This window comes from Nocardia pseudovaccinii NBRC 100343 (assembly GCF_001613225.1).
GTDB lineage: Bacteria > Actinomycetota > Actinomycetes > Mycobacteriales > Mycobacteriaceae > Nocardia > Nocardia pseudovaccinii.
Window position 1 is genome coordinate 1 of sequence record NZ_BDBY01000305.1, and the last position, 17746, is coordinate 17746.

General features: G+C 66.4%; 14 protein-coding genes. All 14 read left to right on the top strand.

Translation table 11 applies throughout. The features are described 5' to 3' along the window. Positions 1–1255, top strand: a 1255-nt coding sequence (gene eccCb / locus NP3_RS35725; RefSeq protein WP_063825002.1) for a type VII secretion protein EccCb, incomplete at its 5' end; no start/stop codon positions are given. A gap of 106 nt (positions 1256–1361) precedes the next feature. After that, entirely contained in the window at positions 1362–1679 is a 318-nt protein-coding gene (locus NP3_RS35730; protein WP_063046143.1) for a PE domain-containing protein, read from the top strand. Positions 1680–1710: 31 nt separating this feature from the next. Continuing rightward, entirely contained in the window at positions 1711–3066 is a 1356-nt protein-coding gene (locus NP3_RS35735) for a PPE domain-containing protein (RefSeq protein WP_063046144.1), read from the top strand. A 43-nt stretch (positions 3067–3109) separates the two neighbouring features. Further along, positions 3110–3499 (top strand): hypothetical protein, encoded by a 390-nt coding sequence (locus NP3_RS35740; protein WP_063046145.1) that lies wholly within the window; start codon positions 3110–3112, stop codon positions 3497–3499. A 43-nt stretch (positions 3500–3542) separates the two neighbouring features. Continuing rightward, a complete protein-coding gene (locus NP3_RS35745) occupies positions 3543–3848 on the top strand; it encodes a hypothetical protein (protein ID WP_063046146.1) in 306 nt (101 codons plus the stop codon). 83 nt (positions 3849–3931) lie between these two features. Beyond that, entirely contained in the window at positions 3932–4762 is an 831-nt protein-coding gene (locus NP3_RS35750) for an ESX secretion-associated protein EspG (RefSeq protein ID WP_063046147.1), read from the top strand. A 245-nt stretch (positions 4763–5007) separates the two neighbouring features. Next, positions 5008–6396, top strand: coding sequence for a CpaE/TadZ family protein (locus tag NP3_RS35755; protein ID WP_245721247.1), 1389 nt, complete (start codon positions 5008–5010; stop codon positions 6394–6396). Then, positions 6393–7931, top strand: a complete 1539-nt coding sequence (eccD, locus tag NP3_RS35760) for a type VII secretion integral membrane protein EccD (RefSeq protein ID WP_063046148.1) — start codon at positions 6393–6395, stop codon at positions 7929–7931. The genes NP3_RS35755 and eccD overlap by 4 nt, the downstream gene beginning before the upstream one ends. Further along, positions 7931–9289 (top strand): type VII secretion-associated serine protease mycosin, encoded by a 1359-nt coding sequence (mycP, locus tag NP3_RS35765; RefSeq protein WP_063046149.1) that lies wholly within the window; start codon positions 7931–7933, stop codon positions 9287–9289. The genes eccD and mycP overlap by 1 nt, the downstream gene beginning before the upstream one ends. Beyond that, positions 9286–11019, top strand: coding sequence for a type VII secretion protein EccE (gene eccE / locus NP3_RS35770; protein ID WP_063046150.1), 1734 nt, complete (start codon positions 9286–9288; stop codon positions 11017–11019). Before mycP ends, eccE begins: the two co-directional genes overlap by 4 nt. An 11-nt stretch (positions 11020–11030) precedes the next feature. Further along, positions 11031–11372, top strand: coding sequence for a helix-turn-helix domain-containing protein (locus tag NP3_RS35775; protein WP_245567457.1), 342 nt, complete (start codon positions 11031–11033; stop codon positions 11370–11372). Positions 11373–11443: 71 nt separating this feature from the next. Beyond that, positions 11444–12481 carry a discoidin domain-containing protein gene (locus tag NP3_RS35780; RefSeq protein ID WP_157124773.1) on the top strand — a complete coding sequence of 346 codons (1038 nt, stop codon included), beginning with the start codon at positions 11444–11446 and terminating at the stop codon, positions 12479–12481. A gap of 35 nt (positions 12482–12516) precedes the next feature. Then, positions 12517–13227, top strand: a complete 711-nt coding sequence (locus tag NP3_RS35785) for a hypothetical protein (RefSeq protein WP_157124774.1) — start codon at positions 12517–12519, stop codon at positions 13225–13227. Positions 13228–13385: 158 nt separating this feature from the next. Continuing rightward, positions 13386–17746: NAD-glutamate dehydrogenase (locus NP3_RS35790; protein ID WP_063046154.1), on the top strand; the 4361-nt coding region annotated here is incomplete at its 3' end.

Consider the following 17746-nt stretch of genomic DNA (forward strand, 5'->3'; position numbering starts at 1 on the left):
TCGGCGCGGGGTCCCGCGGGAATCGGCGGAGCTCACCGCCTACGGCGATGCGCACGGCGACGTATTCTTCGTCATCGACGGGTGGGATATCGGCTTCTCCGTCAATGGGCCCTACTACGACGAATATGTCCCGGTCATGGAGTCGATCGCGCTGCAGGGGCTGAACTACGGCGTGCACCTGGTGGTCAGCAGTTCGCGCTGGGCCGCTATCCGGCCGAACATCAAGGATCTGCTGCAGACGCGCCTGGAGATGCGTCTCGGTGATCTCACCGATACCGTCTTTTCCCAGCATCGCGGGGTGGTCTCGGCGATTCCGGCGGATCGTCCCGGTCGCTGCCTCTCCAACGAAGGCCTGCATATGCTCACGGCGCTGCCGCGCATCGACGGTGTCGGCGATGCCGAGTCGGCGGCCGCCGGTGTCGCGGGCGCGATCGACGAGCTCACCCGTCGATACCAGGGACGCCGGGCACCGGAGGTCAAGCTGCTGCCGGATCGGATCACCCTGGCCGAGATCCGCGCGAATCGCCCGGAGCCGACCACCTTGGCGCAGCGGCTGGTCGTGCCGTTCGGTGTGCGGGAATCCGATCTGCGACCGGCCGCAATCGATTTCGGCGTCTCGACGCACATGGTCGTGCTCGGCTCGTCGGGCTGTGGCAAATCGACCGTGATCGGGGCGTTGCTGGAATCGATCCGGACGCAGTTCACGAAGGACCAGGCCCGGGTGCTGCTGGTGGACTACCGCCGCCAGCATATGGAGGCAATTCCGGATGAACAGCTGGTCGGGTATCTGACCAGCGAGCGCGATCTGAAGGACGGACTACCTCCCTTCGCCGCCAAGATGCGCGAACGCCGCCCACCTGATGGGGTGACCCCGCAGCAGCTGCGGGAACGCTCATGGTGGAGCGGACCGGAGATCTTCGTGGTCGTCGACGACTACCACATGGTGGCGCCACGCGGTTCGATCAATCCCTTGGACACGCTGCGCGACCTCATTGTCGACGGCCGCGATACCGGTTTCCATCTCATCGCCGCGCGCAATATCGCCCAGGCCGATATGGCGCTGTACGACAACGTGCTCGGACAGGTCAAGAATCTCAACAGCTCCGGTCTGATCATGGATGGTTCAAAGTTGGACGGCATGCTCATCGGTGACGTGAAGCCGAGCAAGCAGCCCGTCGGCCGCGGGATCTTCGTCGAGCCGTTGCACTCCCGCAAGGATCTCGTACAGGCCGCGTGGACCCCGCAGCCGGAATGACCCCTGGTCAAGGCCATTTCGAAAGACATTCCCAGAGTTGGGAATGCCTTAGCGTTCTTGGTGTATCGACTCGCGAAGAGTCGGCACCTCTCGTTAGGAGACTTCCATGAACCTCGATATTGTTCCGGATCATCTCCCGGTCATCGCTGCGCAGCTCGGTATCAGTGCGGCCGACCTCATGCAGATGCTCGGTTCGGTCGCGTCGGCCTCGATCCCGCTGCCGCCCGGGTTGGATGATGTCAGCGCATGCATTCCCGAAGCATTCGGCAACCAGGCCGCACGGGTATTGCCGTGCACCGCGAACGGAGTCGCGCACGGAGTCAATGGCGCGGAAAAGCTACCCGAAGTAGGTGTCTCCTTCGCGGTTACGGATACGGGTGGCGGCGCTCAGGTCCTCAGTAGCGCTGTGATAGTCGGCAAGTAATCGAAGGCAGCCCGAGCGAAAGCATGATGATATGCTCTTGCCTTTTTTCATCGCACAGACACCTGAGGAGATAATCGCGCGGCTGCTCGGCGGCCCGGGGATCTCGGGGACATTGGTGACATCGGCTGCGTATCAGGCGATGTCGGTGCAATTGAATGCTGCTGCCGCGGCCACCGAGGGCTCGATGACCGAGTTGAGCGGAACGTGGCATGGGCTGTCCGCCGACCAGGCGCAGTCGGCGTTCCGCAACCACGCGGGGTGGTTGCGTCTGCAGGCCGCGGTGGCGACGCAGACAGCCGTGTTGGCCGACCAGGTAGCCGTCATCTATACCGGAGCCCAGACCGCCATGGAGGGCGTGGCCATGTGGCTGGCCGAATTCCGGGCGAAGGAAGCCTTGCTGGCCACTTCGGCCGCCATGGGCGCGCCGACCGGTCCGATACTCCTCGCGCAGGAGTTGGAGTACTTCGCGATCAAGGTGGCCGCCACCGGCGTCATGGTCTCCTACGCTGGGGCGTTGCTGCCTACGCTCGCGGCACTGCCGCCGCCGATCGAAGCGCCCCCCATCGTGACCGGCGGCGATCCGGGCATGCAGATGGATTACGTACCTTACGACGACCCGACGACCTATAGCGGGACCGAGCACACCACTACCACTACCGGCACAACCCAAACCACGACGCCGCAGGGCACGGACACCGGCAATACGAACACCACCGGTGGTGACAATCAGACCGGTGGATCCGATAACGGGGGATCGGGTGGCAACGATACGCCGACCGATCCCACACCGACGGATCCGACGAACTCGGCAACGCCGACTGATCCCGAACAGTTGGCGCCGCAGGCGGATCCCGGTGCGCTGAGCGGTGATTCGGGTGCGAACGGCCTCGACTACGGTTCGTCGGACCAGATGGAACTCGTCGGCACGTCACAGTATTCGACGACGCTCGCGGGATTGAACGGCGGGGTCGGCAGCCTCGTCGCGCTCAATATGTTGCGCGGCGGCGTCGGGTCGATGCCGGGCGCTTCGACCGGATTCCGGATGCCTCCCAACTGGAATTCGCTTGCGAGCCGGGCCTTCGGTGCCATGCCACAGCAGCCGGGAACCGGTCCGATGGGACCCCGCCAAGGCCCGCCGCGTGGCGCGGTGGCGCCGAAGTCCCGGATGCGGCGTCGCCGCGACGACGAGAAGAGGCCGTCGAAGGTATTCGTACCGGGCGAGCCTCAGGAAATTCCAGTGCTCGAGCAGGCTCCTGTTGTCGGGGTTATCGAGTATGCGGATGGTAACGGCCGCGACGAGCCCGTGCTCGAACCGGTCTTGGCGGTCGGCGTCATCGAGCGAATCGACGACGAAGCGGTGCTCGCCTCGGCAGAACGTCCCCGGTGAAGCGCACCGAGGCCGAATATCCAATTGATGGAGAGGAATAACAATGGCCATTACGGACGTCGATCCGACCCTGGTCCGGACGACCGCGGACAACACGTACATCGGCATGGGCGAGCTCGAAACGCATCTCGCGAAGATGCAGTATGCCCAGGACGAGTTGTACGTCGCGGTCAAGGGAAATACCGGTGATGCGGTCTACCACACGATGAGTGAGGCATACCAGCAGGGTAAGAAACTCGCCAAGGACTTGCAGGAAATTATTAATGTGATGAACAAGAACGGCATCACTTTCAATGAGAGTGATATGACCGAAGCTCAAAAGGTTTTGGCACAGATGGGTGGCGACGGGGTCAACTCCGGCGACGCAACCAATTGGCTCAGTGACGGTGCTATCAAGGCTGAGGCAAGCAAGGTCAACCTGAATTTTTCATGAGGTTCGGAAAGCCACTTAATCGAAATCAGGAAGGATTAGTTCGATGACCAAGCCTATTCACCTCAATCACGCTACCGCGGCGGCCGCCATCAGCGATGTCACGGCGCTCGTCGGTGCGATGATGGAGAACACCGAGCGATTGCGTGGACTCCAGAAGGGGCTGGAAGCCGTGTTGCAGGGCGCCATGGGCGATGCGTACCACGGCACGATGACCAACTACAACAACGACCTGTCCGCCTACGACGCCCAGGTCAAGAAGCTGAACACCGCCGTGCAGCACAGCACCAGCGAGATCCAGCAAACCGATTTCCGGGCGGGTGCGCTGTTCCAGGGCCTCGGCAGGGCCTAACGATCGCGCAGTTTCCTTCCGTGCCGTCGCATGCTTCGCGGCGCGCACGGGCTGTTTCCGATGACTCGACATTCGGTGAAGGTGTGGAAGACGATCCAATCGCAATCGACCTGAATGTCGATGCCGCCCTGCTGCTCCAGCAGTTGGTCGGCATCGACTCCTATCCGCCGGTATTGGCACTGCTGCCGAATATCTATCGGCCCGAGGACCGGGACCGTGTAGACGCCGTCGTCGGCGCACAGCTCACCGAGGTGGGCGTGCTCGAGGACGGACGGGTGCACCCGGTCGTCGAGCAATGGCTGCGGTGTCTGTACCGGCCGGATGCGGAATTGGTTGCCCGGATCCTGGATACCGGCTCGGAGGACGAACCGCAGGCAATGCTGCGGTTGTCGCTGGTACGCGCGGGCGAGACACATGTGCTCGCGGTGCGTTCCGACGACCATGTCGTCATCCAGTCGGTATTCCTGCCGGATCGCCAACTCGGCACGCTGACCGCGGCGATCGCCGCCGCGCTCGGTCCGATGCCCGCTGTGCGGTTCGAGCCGATGACGGCGACGGCAGAGCAATTCGGTGAAGTGCCCGACGACCAGGACGAAAGGCGGCGCGCCCTGGTGGAACTCGGTGCCGAACCACACACAGCCGGAGTGCTGAGCCGGGTGATGGACGAGGTGGTACGCCGGGCCGAGGTGGTGGTGATCGAGCACCACGACGGCCGCGAGGCGCAGCCCGAGTTCTGTGTGAGCGTGCTGGACGCCCCGTCGGGGCGGATCATCGTGACTCCGAGCGTTGCGATGGACGGGCAGCTGTGGTCGACATACGCACCCGGCGACGACGTGGCACTGCATGCGGGCATAGGGGCGCTGGTCGATCTGTTACCCAGCCGCAGCTGGTTCGAAACCAGCCGCGCCGACTGAATTGTGCCGCCAGGGTTTTCGAGAGGATGAGCGAAGTGAACCGAGCACCGAGTATGAACGGTCATTCGACCGAGTCCGTCCGGGCTCGAGGCGGATACGATGCCTTCTTCTCACCCGTACCCGAACAGAGCGGTCCTCCGGCCGCGGACGGATCGGCTCCCGCGGGCGCGAGCGCGGCGGGCGCATCGGCGGCCACCGGGCCTTCCACTGGGGCGGATCGCGTTCCAGGCGGTACGGTTCCGCCCGTGCCGCATTTCGATGGTGGTGAGCCCGTGATCGGAGCCCCACCGCAGCCGCCGAGCCCGACCACCACGCCCGACGGTGTCGGCGCTCCCGTATCCGGAGCGCAACCGCCGCAGCCGAATAGCGCTGCCGCGCCCGTGGTCGGCCCACCGCCCGTGCCGAGCCCATCCCCTGCCGTCGCGCCGCAGCCGCAGGCCTTCGTCGAACCGCTTGCCGCCGCGACCCCGCCGCCGTCGTATCCCGCTCAGGCCGCGCCGACCGAAACGTCCAGTGCGGCATGGCAATCCACACAGTCTGCCCAAACTGCCGGTGTGCCTTGGCAATCCGCCGCGAGCGCGGAACCTCCCAGAGCCGCGGAGCAACCCGCGTCGTGGTTGCCCGACCGCATCCAGCAGGCGTCTCATGATCCGTCCGAGCGGGTCGAGGTGCTGCCCGCGCTGACATCGGCGGATCTGCTGTCCGATATCGCGGCAGCCCGGCGTGCGCAGCTGAAGTCCACCAGCGGTATGCGCGGCGCACTGAACAAGGTCGGCTTCAATCTGGGCCTGTCACCGGCCGAACAACGCAAACAAGACCGGCGCGGCCGGATTCGCCGACCGCTCACCGCCCCTTATCAGATCGCGGTGATCAGTGTGAAGGGCGGCGTCGGCCGGACGACTCTCGCGGCGACCCTCGGTTCGACGTTCGCACATCTGCGTCCCGACCGGGTCGTGGCCGTCGACGCGAATCCGGACTTCGGCGATCTGCCCACCCGCACGAGCCCGCATCCGTACGGGCTGACCCTGCGTGATCTGGTGCGCTCGTCGAATCTCGAAGCGTTTTCCGCAGTGCATTCGTTCACCTCGATCAATGACGCCGATCTGGCGGTCATCGCGTCGCCCTGGAATACCGAAGCCACCGAGGCGCTTTCGGGCCGGGAGTACTCGATGGCGGTCGAGATCCTGCGCAGGCACTACAACCTGGTGCTGGTGGATTGCGGTACGGGTGTGCTGGATTCGGCGACCAGCACCGTGCTGCAGACCAGCGATGCGGTCGTAGTGGCCACCCCGGCCACGGTCGGCGGCGTCAAGGGGGCGGTTGCCACCCTCAATTGGCTGAACTCGCACGGCATGCAGCATTTGATCGCCAAGTCGATCGTCGCGATCATGCACCACCATCCGACCAAGCCGACCGTCGAGGTCGACCAGATCGAGAAGCTGTTCGCGACGGCGCAGCGGCCGACGGCCGTGGTGCCCTATGACGCGCACCTGGCCGAAGGTGGGCCGATCGATCTGCGATTGCTCGATTCCGAAACCCTGCTCGCGTTCGAGGAACTGGCCGCCGCACTGGCCGACGGCTTCGACGGCTACCAGACCCAGCGTCCGTCCCAGGATCGAGGAGAGTGGCGATGAGCACTGCCGTCGCGCCGCCGCCACCCGCGCCTTCACCGTCGGCACCGCAGCCTTCCGCGGAGGTCGCGCGCGCCCGGATCGCGGTCATGGTCGCGTCCTATCAGGTAGACGTGGTCGTGCCGACCAAGTTCACGATCGAGACCTTCATCGATGACCTGCTCGGCGTGCTGGCTCGCGCCATCGGTGACGACACCGTCGACTTCACGCCGCCGAGCGGGCAGTGGAGCCTGGGCCGTCCCGGCGAGCCGCCGATGCCGCGCTGGCGCAGCCTCGCCGATCACGATGTCGTCGACGGCACCGTGCTCATGCTGTCGCCGGTCGAATCGGCGGAAGTGTTCACACCGGTCGTCGAGGACATCACCGATGCGCTCGCCATGATCAATGAGCGCGAATTCGCCGAATTCAACGCCGAGACCGCGGCGATCGTCGGCCTGAGTGCGCTCGGTGTCGGCTCGGCCGCGATGGCGGGCCTGCTGTCGTGGTCGTGGACCGAGAGCGCTTCGATCCTGTGGTGTGGCCTGCCTGCCCTGCTGCTCGGCGCGATCTGCTGGGGTGCCGCGCTGGCCGCCGGTCGTCGTCGGGCCGCGGCGCGGATCTGCCTCGGCCTGGCCCTGAGCGCGCTTCCGCTGCTGTTCGCCGGTGGCGCGATGCTGGTGCCACCGGCCTACGGCGCGCCTGGTGGCTTCGCCGCGGCGAATGTGGCCGCGGGTTCGGTGGTGGCCGCCATCGCGGCGGCGACCATGCTGCGCTTGACCCGACTCGGCATCGCCACCTTGATGGCGGTGACGGTGCTCGGCGTTGTTGTCACCGCCACGGTGCTGCCGGTGACCTATCTCGATATTTCGGTGCGGCAGGTTACCGGTGGCTCCGTATTCATCGGACTTGTGCTGCTCACCGCAGCCCCGCGGTTGGCCGTGGTGGCCGCCCGGATTCGCCCACCCGACCTGCCGGACCCCGGCACCGATGTGGCCCCGACGAGCCTGACCGACATCTTCGACGCCGAGGCCGCCAGGGACGCGGAGCCGGAGCAGGATGACGCCGAACTGCGCCGCGAACAACTCGGCCACGGGATCGAGGGCCGCGCGCGGCTGGCGGTGACGAGTCTGCGCGGATTGATCGCGGCGGTATCGGTACTGCTGTCGGTATCGGCGGTGCTGTCGGCCGCGGCCAGTCCGGGCGGTATCCGGGAGATCGTCATGGCCGCCGCTGTCGCCGGGCTGCTGGCTATGCGGGCGCGCTGGTATCCGGACCTGGTGCAGGCCATCGCCCTGCTCACAGCGGCCGCTGTGACGGTGGTCGGCGTCGGTTTCGTGCTGGTCGGGGCCTATGACACGGCGTTCGCACGGTTGGTGGTCGCGTTGGTGGTCGCGTTGGCCGGTGTCGCCGGGTGCTTCGCGGCGATCCGGTTGCCGGGACGGCGGCTCTCGCCGGTCACCCGGCGGATCATCGACCTCGTCGAATACGCGCTGATCCTGATCGTTCCCGTCATCGCGTTCTGGATCATGGGCATCTACACGGCGATGCGAGCGATCTGATGCGGATCGGCAAGGCCGCGGCCGTCGGGTTGGCCGCGGTGGCGCTGGCCATCGGCGCCGCGCCCGCGAGTGCGCTGGAACCACCGCAGGTGGTGGTCGGAACATCGCCCGCGGATGGTCCGCCCGGACCGGAGGCACCGACCAAACAGGACAAGGGTTGCCTGGCCGCGGGTGTGCTGCCCGACAGTGATCTGTCCCAGGCGCCGCCGCCGGAGCGGGCGCTGGATCTGCCGCGCGCGCGGGCGCTGAGCCGTGGCAGTGGCGTCACCGTCGCGGTGATCGACACGGGCGTATCGCCGGGGGCGCGGCTGCCGAACCTGGTCGGCGGCGGCGACTATGTCGCGACCGGCGGCGACGGGCTGTCGGACTGCGATGCGCACGGCACGTTGATCGCTGGCATCATCGGGGCGTCGGCGAGTACGAGCGACGGTTTCATCGGCGTGGCCCCTGATGCGCAGCTGATCTCCATCCGCGTCCGCTCGGGTGCGTTCAGCCCGGAGAACAACGCCAACAGCGATGCGAATCAACAGCTTTCGCTCGAGATCCGGACCGTGGCCCGCGCCATCACCCATGCGGCGAATCTCGGGGCCGGGGTCATCACCGTGGCATTGCCGGTCTGCGTGCCGGTGGATGCCAAGGTCGATCAGTCGATCCTGTCGGCGGCCATCGGGTATGCGGTACACATTCGCGGTGCGCTCATCGTGGCCGGTGCGGGCAATACCGGTACCTCGGGCTGTGAGCAGAACCCGGCGATCGATCCGGCCAAGCCGCTCGATTCCCGGAACTGGAAACAGGTGAAGACCATCTCCGCGCCCGGGTGGTTCGCACCCGACGTGCTGACGGTCGGTTTCACCACCGCGACCGGTGCGCCGATGACGGATTCGCTGTCCGGGCCATGGGTTTCGCTGGCCGCGCCGGGTACCGGCATCGAATCGCTCGGTCCGGGCGGCGGCGGGCTGATCAATGGCGTCGGCTCGCCCGACAAGCTGGTGCCGGTGGGCGGCGCGTCCTTCGCCGCGGCGTATGTCAGTGGTGCTGCCGCGCTGCTGCGGTCGCGTTTTCCGAATGAGACCCCCGGTGAGATCAGCGCGCGACTGCAGGCGAGTGCACATGCTCCGGCCCGCGGCATCGACAATACCGTCGGCGCGGGTGTGATCGATCCCCTTGCGGCGCTGAGCTTTCGCGCACCGCCCCAGCCGCCCGCCGGGTTGTTCCGATCGTCGACTCTGGTTATGCCGGATCCGCCGCGCGCGCGGGATCGCCGCCCCGCGGTCGTGGCTACGATCATCATCGCGGCGGCCGTCGTATTCGGTCTCGGCGCGAGTTATGCGAACAAGGTGATCGGGAGACGTCGGTGAGCTTTCCGAGCATTCGAGTCGGCGGTCTCGAACGCGGACCGGTCGCCGCGGTGGTGATCGGCAGTAGCTTTGTGCTGGTTGGTCTTTGGGCGCGGGTCCCAATGTGGGTCGGGCCCGCGGTGGTGACCGCATTGCTGGTGACCGTGATTGTGCGGGTCAACGGCCGTACCACGGCGCGCTGGCTGTTGGACTGGGGTGCGTATCGGTTCGGCCTCGAGGCCAGGGCACGCGAGCGCGCCGAACGGCTGACGCTGCGCGATGTCGAGGTGGCGGCCGGGGTGTGCGGTGTGCACGAGGCGGGCTCGACGCTGGTCGCGATGATCCAGCTGGCACCGAATCTGGATCTGCCGACGGTCATTTCCGAGAAGAGCCTCTACACCGAGGATGTGGTGCCGGTCGGTGCGTTGTTGCCGCTGCGCGATCAGTTCGGCATCGCCGTCGATATCGATATCGTGACCACCGGTCAGCGTGTTCGTCCGGCCAGCAGCTACAGCATGCTCTACGACCAGCTCATCGGTTCCCATCCGGTGGTCGGTAGCCGGGTGACCTGGCTGGTCGTGCGCCTGGACCAGGAACGCAACCTGTCCGCGCTGTCCCGGCGCGGTCCGGTCGAGGTGGCGGCGCCCAAGGCCTTGGCTTCCGCGGCGCACCGCATCGCGGGGCGGCTGCGTGAGCGCGGCATCGCCGCCCACGCGCTGCCCGCGGACGCACTGCGCGACGCGACCCGGTTGCTACACGCCGGTGTCGAACTGTCCGACTTACGGGAGAAGTGGGGCCATCTCGAATCCTCGGCGCCGGGGCGGCTGGTGACCAGCTTCCTGATCGATTGGACCCAGCTCGACGACACCGGACTCGATGACTGCTGGTCGTGGAACCGGGGCCGGACCACCGTCGTGGTGAGTCTGGCGGGCGGTGCGCTCGGCTCACGCGGCCTGGTCCGCTGTGTCGGGCCCGCGGCGACCAGCGAACCGCCCGGATTCCTGCGTCCGCTCGGCGGCCGTCAATCGACGGCGCTGCTGGCGACCCTGCCGACCGGCACGTCGGTGCACGACCTGACGGTCGACGAACCCGGCATCGAGATCACGCCCGACGAACTGCTCGATCTCGCCGTCACCATCGGTCCCAACGGCCAGATTCTCGGCGCGATCAGCGGACAGCCGCGGCATACCCTGGCGCTGCCGCTGTTCGACCCGGCGCGCTACAACCCGCGCAGGCGCACCATCGACGTGCACGCGAATCTGCCGGTGGCACAACAGATCGTGCTGCGGGCGATGGTCGTCGGCGCGGATGTCGAGGTTCACTCGGCCCGCCCGGATCGGTGGTCGCAGCTGGTATCCGCGGTCGGCGATCCCAATTCGCTGCGACTGGCCACCGATAGCCGGGAAGTGAATCCGGATGCGGATTCGGCCACGCCGCCTGCGACCATCGCGGTCTTCGACCAGGTGCCACCGCAGGTGTCGGCGGCCCATACGACCGTCACCATCAGCGAACCGGGCACCCCGCGGCGCCGGTCGGTGGATCTGGCGATCAATCAGGTCAGTGCCACCGCGGTCGATGTCAGCATTCCGATGCGCACGGTCCGCGTCGATCTGATCGAGCCACGCGGCGAGACCAGGTACTACGACCCCTCGATCGGTCCACCCGCGCGCAATGGCAACGGAAATATGCCCGCGCAGCCGACAGCGGTTCCGCAACCGGGTGCGGCGATGACGGACGAATCGAGGCGGTAATGTTTGTCGGTGTGGTAGCGGACCCCCAGTCGGATAGCGGCCAGATTCCCTCCCAGGATGGCGAGGATGCGCTTACCCCGAGGCAAGCCGCGGCTTCGATCTTCTCCAGTCGACTATCGGAATTGATCGCGGAATCGGTGGTTTCGACCGAAGACGGGTCGACCCGCGGTTTGACGCTGTATTCCCTGGCGCAGCATTTGGAATTGGCATATCCGGATGTCCCGGTTTCCCAATCCGGCCTGTATCGGCTGATCCACGGTGACGCGATTCCGCGGCTCGATCTGATCATCGCGCTGGCTCGCGTATTCGATGTTCCGCCAGAATATTTCGTCACCGAGGAGAAGCAGCGCTGACCACCGGCTGTTCCCTCCAGCGGGAATAGCTTTCCTCGAGTGCGCCGTCCGGCCTGGATACGATCCGGATTATGCCCGCCGAGGACTCTGGGGATGTGATTCTCCGCAATCGAACCGCGGTCTTGGACGCACTGCTGTCCGATCCGTCGTTCGGCGATGCCGGTGCGGAGACCGACACATCGACACTCAGCGGGCCGTTGACCGGTGAGCCGACCGATGCCCTGGATGATCTGTCGAATGCGATCAGCGCCATGCCGGTCGAGGCGGCTGCCCGTCGATCCTCGGCCGACGGGCCCAAGGCCAGTGAACGCATCATCGCGCTGCTGAACGGCCAGACGTCGGATTCCGCACCGGCAATGGACTTTTCATCGGATTTCTCGGAGGCCGCCAGCCGGACGGCACCGGCCGAGTCCGCGTCCGGTGGTGCCGGGAACCAGCGATCGTCCGCGCGCCAGCCGGAGTTCTCCGAGCGGGTCACCAAGGTCGTCACCCACCTGAAGAACCCGAAGGTGGCCCTGGCGGTCTGCGCCGTTATGGCGGTGTTGCTGGTGCTCGCGCTGATGACCACCGGCGGCAAGGACGAGACGAAGCGGCCACAGCAACTCGCGGTCGTCACCTCGACCGCGACCGCGTCGGCCAAGCCCGAGTCGAGCGCGGTCCCGGCCAGCGGCGGGCCCCTGACGGTGAAAGGCGCTCAGTCGCACTGCCCTTCGGGTAGTACGCCGGGTATGGACGCCTTCACCGGGCAGCAGGGCAAGGCCTGGTCGTGCGTGCGCGCCTTCAAGGTCGACGGACAGGTGCTGACCATTGATCTCGGCAAGACGTATCAGGTCGATTCGATCGGGATCGTCCCCGGCTGGGACGGCGTCGGTACCGACGGGTCGGACCAGTGGACGAAATTCCGTACGGTCAGCCGGGTTTCGTACCAGTTCGACGATTCGAACAAGACCACCTATACCCAGCAGACGCTGGATCAGCGCACCCTGGTGGTCACGAAGATGGAGCCGCCGGTGAGTGCCACGAAGATAACTCTCACGGTCCTGCAATCGAAGGGCGATCAGACGATCAATGCCGTCGCCATCTCATCGATTGTGATTACGGGACATTGACCTTCGCAGAACGGGTCTGCCAGTACTGCTCGCATGTGAGCGCGGGCACGGAATCCCGGTGCGGGCATTGCGGCGCGCCGCTGCACCGCCTGGCGGCCGCGACCGGTGCGGCCGCGCGAGCGGGGGAGAGTGTCGTCGGCGAGACCGAGAAGGCCGTAGCGGGTGCCGCGAGCGTCGTAGCGGGTGCCGAATCCGTCGCTGCCGGTGTGGAAAAGCCCATCGCGTCCGGTGTGGAAAAGTTCGTCCAGCGATATCCGCAGCACTGGCAATGGCGCGCCGCCATCGCCGGGATCGTGGCGACTTTGCTCGGCTTCGTCTTCGCGATCGTGCACTCGTGTTCGGAGCCACTGGTTCCATCGATGCCCGAACTCGGCGCCTCGGTCGGTGCCTCCGGGGCCCTGCCGGAAACGGTGCGCACGGCCGCGTCCTGTCAGCAAATCTCCACCGCGGCCGAGCAGTGTGTCATTCTGGCCGGTAGTCCGCTACTCGCGGGCGGTATCACCGGCGGGCGGGAACTGTCGCTATCGGTGACAGTGGATTCGCCGGATCGCTTGCCCACCAACATCTCCCGCTGGCGCGCGGCGGGCGGCACGGTGATCGCGGACGGTCCGGTCTTCGTGGCGATCGGACCGTCGGCAACGGTGTGGTATGCGAATACCGCGTCCGGAGTGCGTATCGAAACGGGGTCGTTCACCGGCCGTGCCGGTGCGCAGACCTTCCTGACGCGATCGGGTCTCGCGCGGTGAGCCGCCGGTCCCGAGTTGATCTATGACGCTTGACCTGGACCGATCGGCCGGTCCATGCTTGTTACGCATCTAACGTACCGCTATACAACGGCACATTAAACAGGTAACGTATGGGAACCGTACACAACGGTCTCAAAATCTCGGGAAGGCACGGGTCGATGGCGGCACCCACCCAGCAGACGATTTCTTTCAAGCGGTTCCGCGATGATCCGACCGATCTCGAGGCGGCGTACTTCCGCTGGATCCAGCCGGGCGCCACCGCGCCGACGATCACCGATCGGGCCGAACAGATCTTCCGCCACCATCTGGAGTTGGCGGCGACCCGCCTGCCGGGAGTGGCGATCACCCGGGTGTACCGCCCCGAGGACGGCAGCGGTCTCGGCGCGGCGATCCAGATCGTCAACGACGACATGCCACTGCTGGTGGACACGGTGACCACCGCGCTGCGCCGGCTCGGGGCCACGGTGACCGAGGTCGTGCATCCGGTCTTCGATATCGTCCGCGACCGCCGGGGTCGGCTGCGCGCGATCGCCCCCCGCGAGCGCGAGGGCGGACAGGTGCCCGACGGTCACACCCTGCCCGAGTCCTGGATCCACGTGCAGCTGAGCTCCTCGGTCGGCGCCGCGGAGTTGGACCGGATCAATCGCGAACTGCCTGCTCTGCTGCGGGTGTTGCGCAAGGTCGTCGACGATACGCCCAGCATGGCGAATGCGATGGTCGCACTGGCCGGTCGGCTCGACCACATCGCGAACCGGTCCGATGATCCCGAGATTCCCGAATGCGCGAAGTTGTTGCGCTGGTTGGCCGATGGCCACTTCACGGTACTCGGCTACGGGTACTACCGGTACGGTTCCGCGGCCGCCGCGAGCGAGCCGCAGCAGGCCCCCGGCACCGGACTCGGCGTGCTGTGGAACGGATCGGAGATCGATATCGACGTCCCGGTCCTCGGCGGCTCGCGTCCGGTGCTGCGCCTGGCAAACGGTTCGGTCGATTCCCTGATGCCCGGGTCGGGCGAACTCTACTTCGTCAGCGTGGCCGACTACGGCAGCGGCGGCGGGGCGGCCAAGGGGCTGGGCCCGGTACAGGGGGAGCACGTATTCGTCGGTTCCTTCACGGTGACCGGACTGCACGAGAACATCCTCGACATCCCGGTCATCTCCCGTCGCGTGCACCAGGTCATCGAATGGGCCGGTTTCGAACTGAATTCATTCTCCGGGCAGGCGATGCTGGAGATCCTGCAGTCCTTCCCGCGGGTCGAGCTGTTCTCCACCGATGCCCGGCGGCTGTTCGAAACCGTCTCCGCCGTAACGAATTTGGGACTGCGCAGGCAGGTCCGGCTGTTCATCCGGCGCGACGGGCGCAGCGGCGCCGTGTACTGCCTGGTTTATCTCCCGCGCGACCGCTATTCGACCGAGGTCCGGTTGCGAATGGAGGCCATTCTCCGCGACCAGTTCGACGGAGAGCAGGTGGCATACTCGGCGCGCGCGAGCGAATCCGAGTTGGCCGTGGTCTATTTCACCGTGCACCGCCGTCCGGATGCCGAGCCGGCCGATGTCTCCGAGTCCAACCGCGAGCGCGTTCAGGAGTTGCTGTTCGCGACCACCCGGACCTGGGCCGACCGGGTCGTCGCCGAGGCCACCGGAGTGAGCGCGGTGACCTCGAAGGTCGCCACCGCCTACGCCGCCGCATTTCCGGCGAGCTACCAGCAGGAGTTCGAACCGGCCCGCGCGCTGGCCGATCTGCGGCGTTTGGAAAATCTTGCCGACGGCGCGATCGATACGAATCTGTACCGCAATGCCGAATCACCCTCGGGGGAATGGCGATTCACGCTCTACGTCGCGGGCGAGGGGGTGTCGCTGAGCCGGGTGCTGCCGGTGTTGCACAGCCTCGGCGTGGAAGTGGTCGATGAGCGGCCGTATCGTGTCGCGCTCGAGGACGGGCAGCAGAAGTGGATCTACGACTTCGGGCTGCGCGTGCCCGCCACGCTGCTGCGCACCGCGATCGACGCCGATCTCGAGGCCGACCTGACTCGGTCCGCCGACGAGCCCATCGCCGAAGGCAGTGTGCGCAGGCGGTTCCCGGAGGCGGTGGCGGCCATGTGGTTCGGCCGTGCGGAGGTCGACGCCCTGAACGAACTCGTGCTGCGGGCCGGTCTGCATTGGCGGCAGATCTCGATACTGCGCGCCTACGCGAAGTATCTGCAGCAGGCGGGATTCGCCTACACCCTCGGCAATATCTCCCGGGTCCTGTTGGCGCAGCCCGCGATGGCGCGGCTGTTCACCGAACTGTTCGAGGCCTACTTCGATCCCGACGGCGTCGGCGCCGTCGCCTCGGCTCGTGCCGCGGGCATCGCGGAGCGGTTGCAGGCGGAGATCGATGCGGTCGTCAGCCTCGACACCGACCGCATCCTGCGCGCCGTGCTCGGACTGATCACCGCGACACTGCGCACCAACTACTTCCGGCTCGACGCCGACGGCAATGCGCCGGAATCGTTGTCGTTCAAGTTCGATCCGCACGCCATTGCCGAATTGCCGCGGCCGAGGCCGCAATTCGAGATCTTCGTGTATTCGCCGCGGGTCGAGGGTGTGCATCTGCGCTTCGGTCCGGTGGCGCGTGGCGGGTTGCGCTGGTCGGACCGTCTGGAGGATTTCCGCACCGAGATCCTGGGCCTGGTGAAGGCGCAGGCGGTGAAGAACGCGGTCATCGTGCCGGTGGGCGCCAAGGGCGGTTTCGTGGTGAAGCAGCCGCCGACGGCGACCGGTGATCCGACCGTTGATCGGCAGGCGCAGTTGACCGAGGGTATCGCGTGCTACCGCACCTTCATCTCCGGTCTGCTGGATGTGACCGATAACGTCGACCACGCCTCCGGCGAGGTGCTGCCACCGGAGCGGGTGGTGCGTCGCGACAGCGACGACACCTACCTCGTCGTCGCCGCGGACAAGGGCACCGCCACCTTCTCCGATATCGCCAATGATGTCGCGCGCCGATATGGTTTCTGGCTGGGTGACGCCTTCGCCTCGGGTGGGTCGGTCGGTTACGACCACAAGGCGATGGGCATTACCGCCAAGGGTGCGTGGGAGAGCGTCAAACGGCACTTCGCCGAGATGGATATCGACACGCAGACCACCGATTTCACCGTGGCCGGAGTCGGCGATATGAGCGGTGACGTCTTCGGTAACGGCATGCTGCTGTCCGAGCACATCCGCCTGGTGGCCGCGTTCGACCACCGACACATCTTCCTGGATCCGAATCCCGTTGCGGCGACCTCGTTCCGGGAGCGGCAGCGGATGTTCGCACTGCCGCGCTCGTCCTGGGCCGACTACGACAAGTCGCTGATCAGCGCGGGCGGCGGAGTCTACGATCGGTCCGCCAAGGCTGTTCCGGTGAGCCCGGAAATACGCGCGGCACTGGACTTGGATCCGAGCGTGACCACCCTGTCCCCGCCGGAGATGATCCGGGCGATTCTGCTCGCACCGGTCGATCTGTTCTGGAACGGCGGTATCGGCACCTACATCAAGGCCTCCACCGAGACCAACGCCGACGCCGGTGACAAGTCCAACGATGCGGTGCGTGTCGATGCGAACCAGTTGCGCGCCAAGGTGATCGGTGAAGGCGGCAACTTGGGTGCGACGGCGCTCGGCCGCGTCGAATACTGCGCCAACGGCGGCCGGATGAACACCGACGCGCTGGACAATTCGGCAGGTGTCGATTGCTCGGACCACGAGGTCAATATCAAGGTGCTGCTGGACGCGGTCATCTCCGCTGGCGAGCTCGCCGCCGCCGATCGCACTCAGCTGCTCGCCGCGATGACCGACGAGGTATCCGAACTCGTTCTGCGCGACAATATTTCGCAGAACTTCCGGATGGGGCTCTCGCGCGCGCAAGCGGTGCCGATGTCGGGCGTGCACCGGCGGTTGATCGCCGATCTCGAATTCCGGCGCGGTGTCGATCGTCGGCTCGAGGCGCTGCCATCGGATGCCGAGCTGAAAAGGCGTGCCGCGGCCGAGCGCGGGCTCACTTCGCCGGAGCTGGCGAATCTGCTCGCCCACGTGAAGCTTTCGCTCAAGGACGACCTGCTGGCCGGGGATCTGCCGGATAACGCGGCATTCACCTCAGCGCTGCTGGCGTACTTCCCCGCGCCGCTGCGCGCACGATTCGCCGACGCGATCGGCAGGCACCCGTTGCGCCGTCAGATCGTGGCCACCATGGTGGTCAACGACATGGTGGACCACGGCGGCATCACCTATGCGTTCCGCCTGGCGGAGGAGGCGGGTGCGAGCACTGATGACGCGGTGCGCGCCTTCACCGTCGCGGTGGAGATCTTCGACCTGCACACGCTCTGGCAACGTATTCGCACCACGCCGATGCCGACGGCCGCGCGTGACGAACTCGAGCGGGAGACCAGGCGCACCCTCGATCGCGTATCCCGCTGGCTGCTGACCAGCCGCCCGCAGCCGATCGCCATCGGCGCCGATATCGCCCGGTACCGCGACGGTGTCCGCAAGCTCGCAGCCCAGAT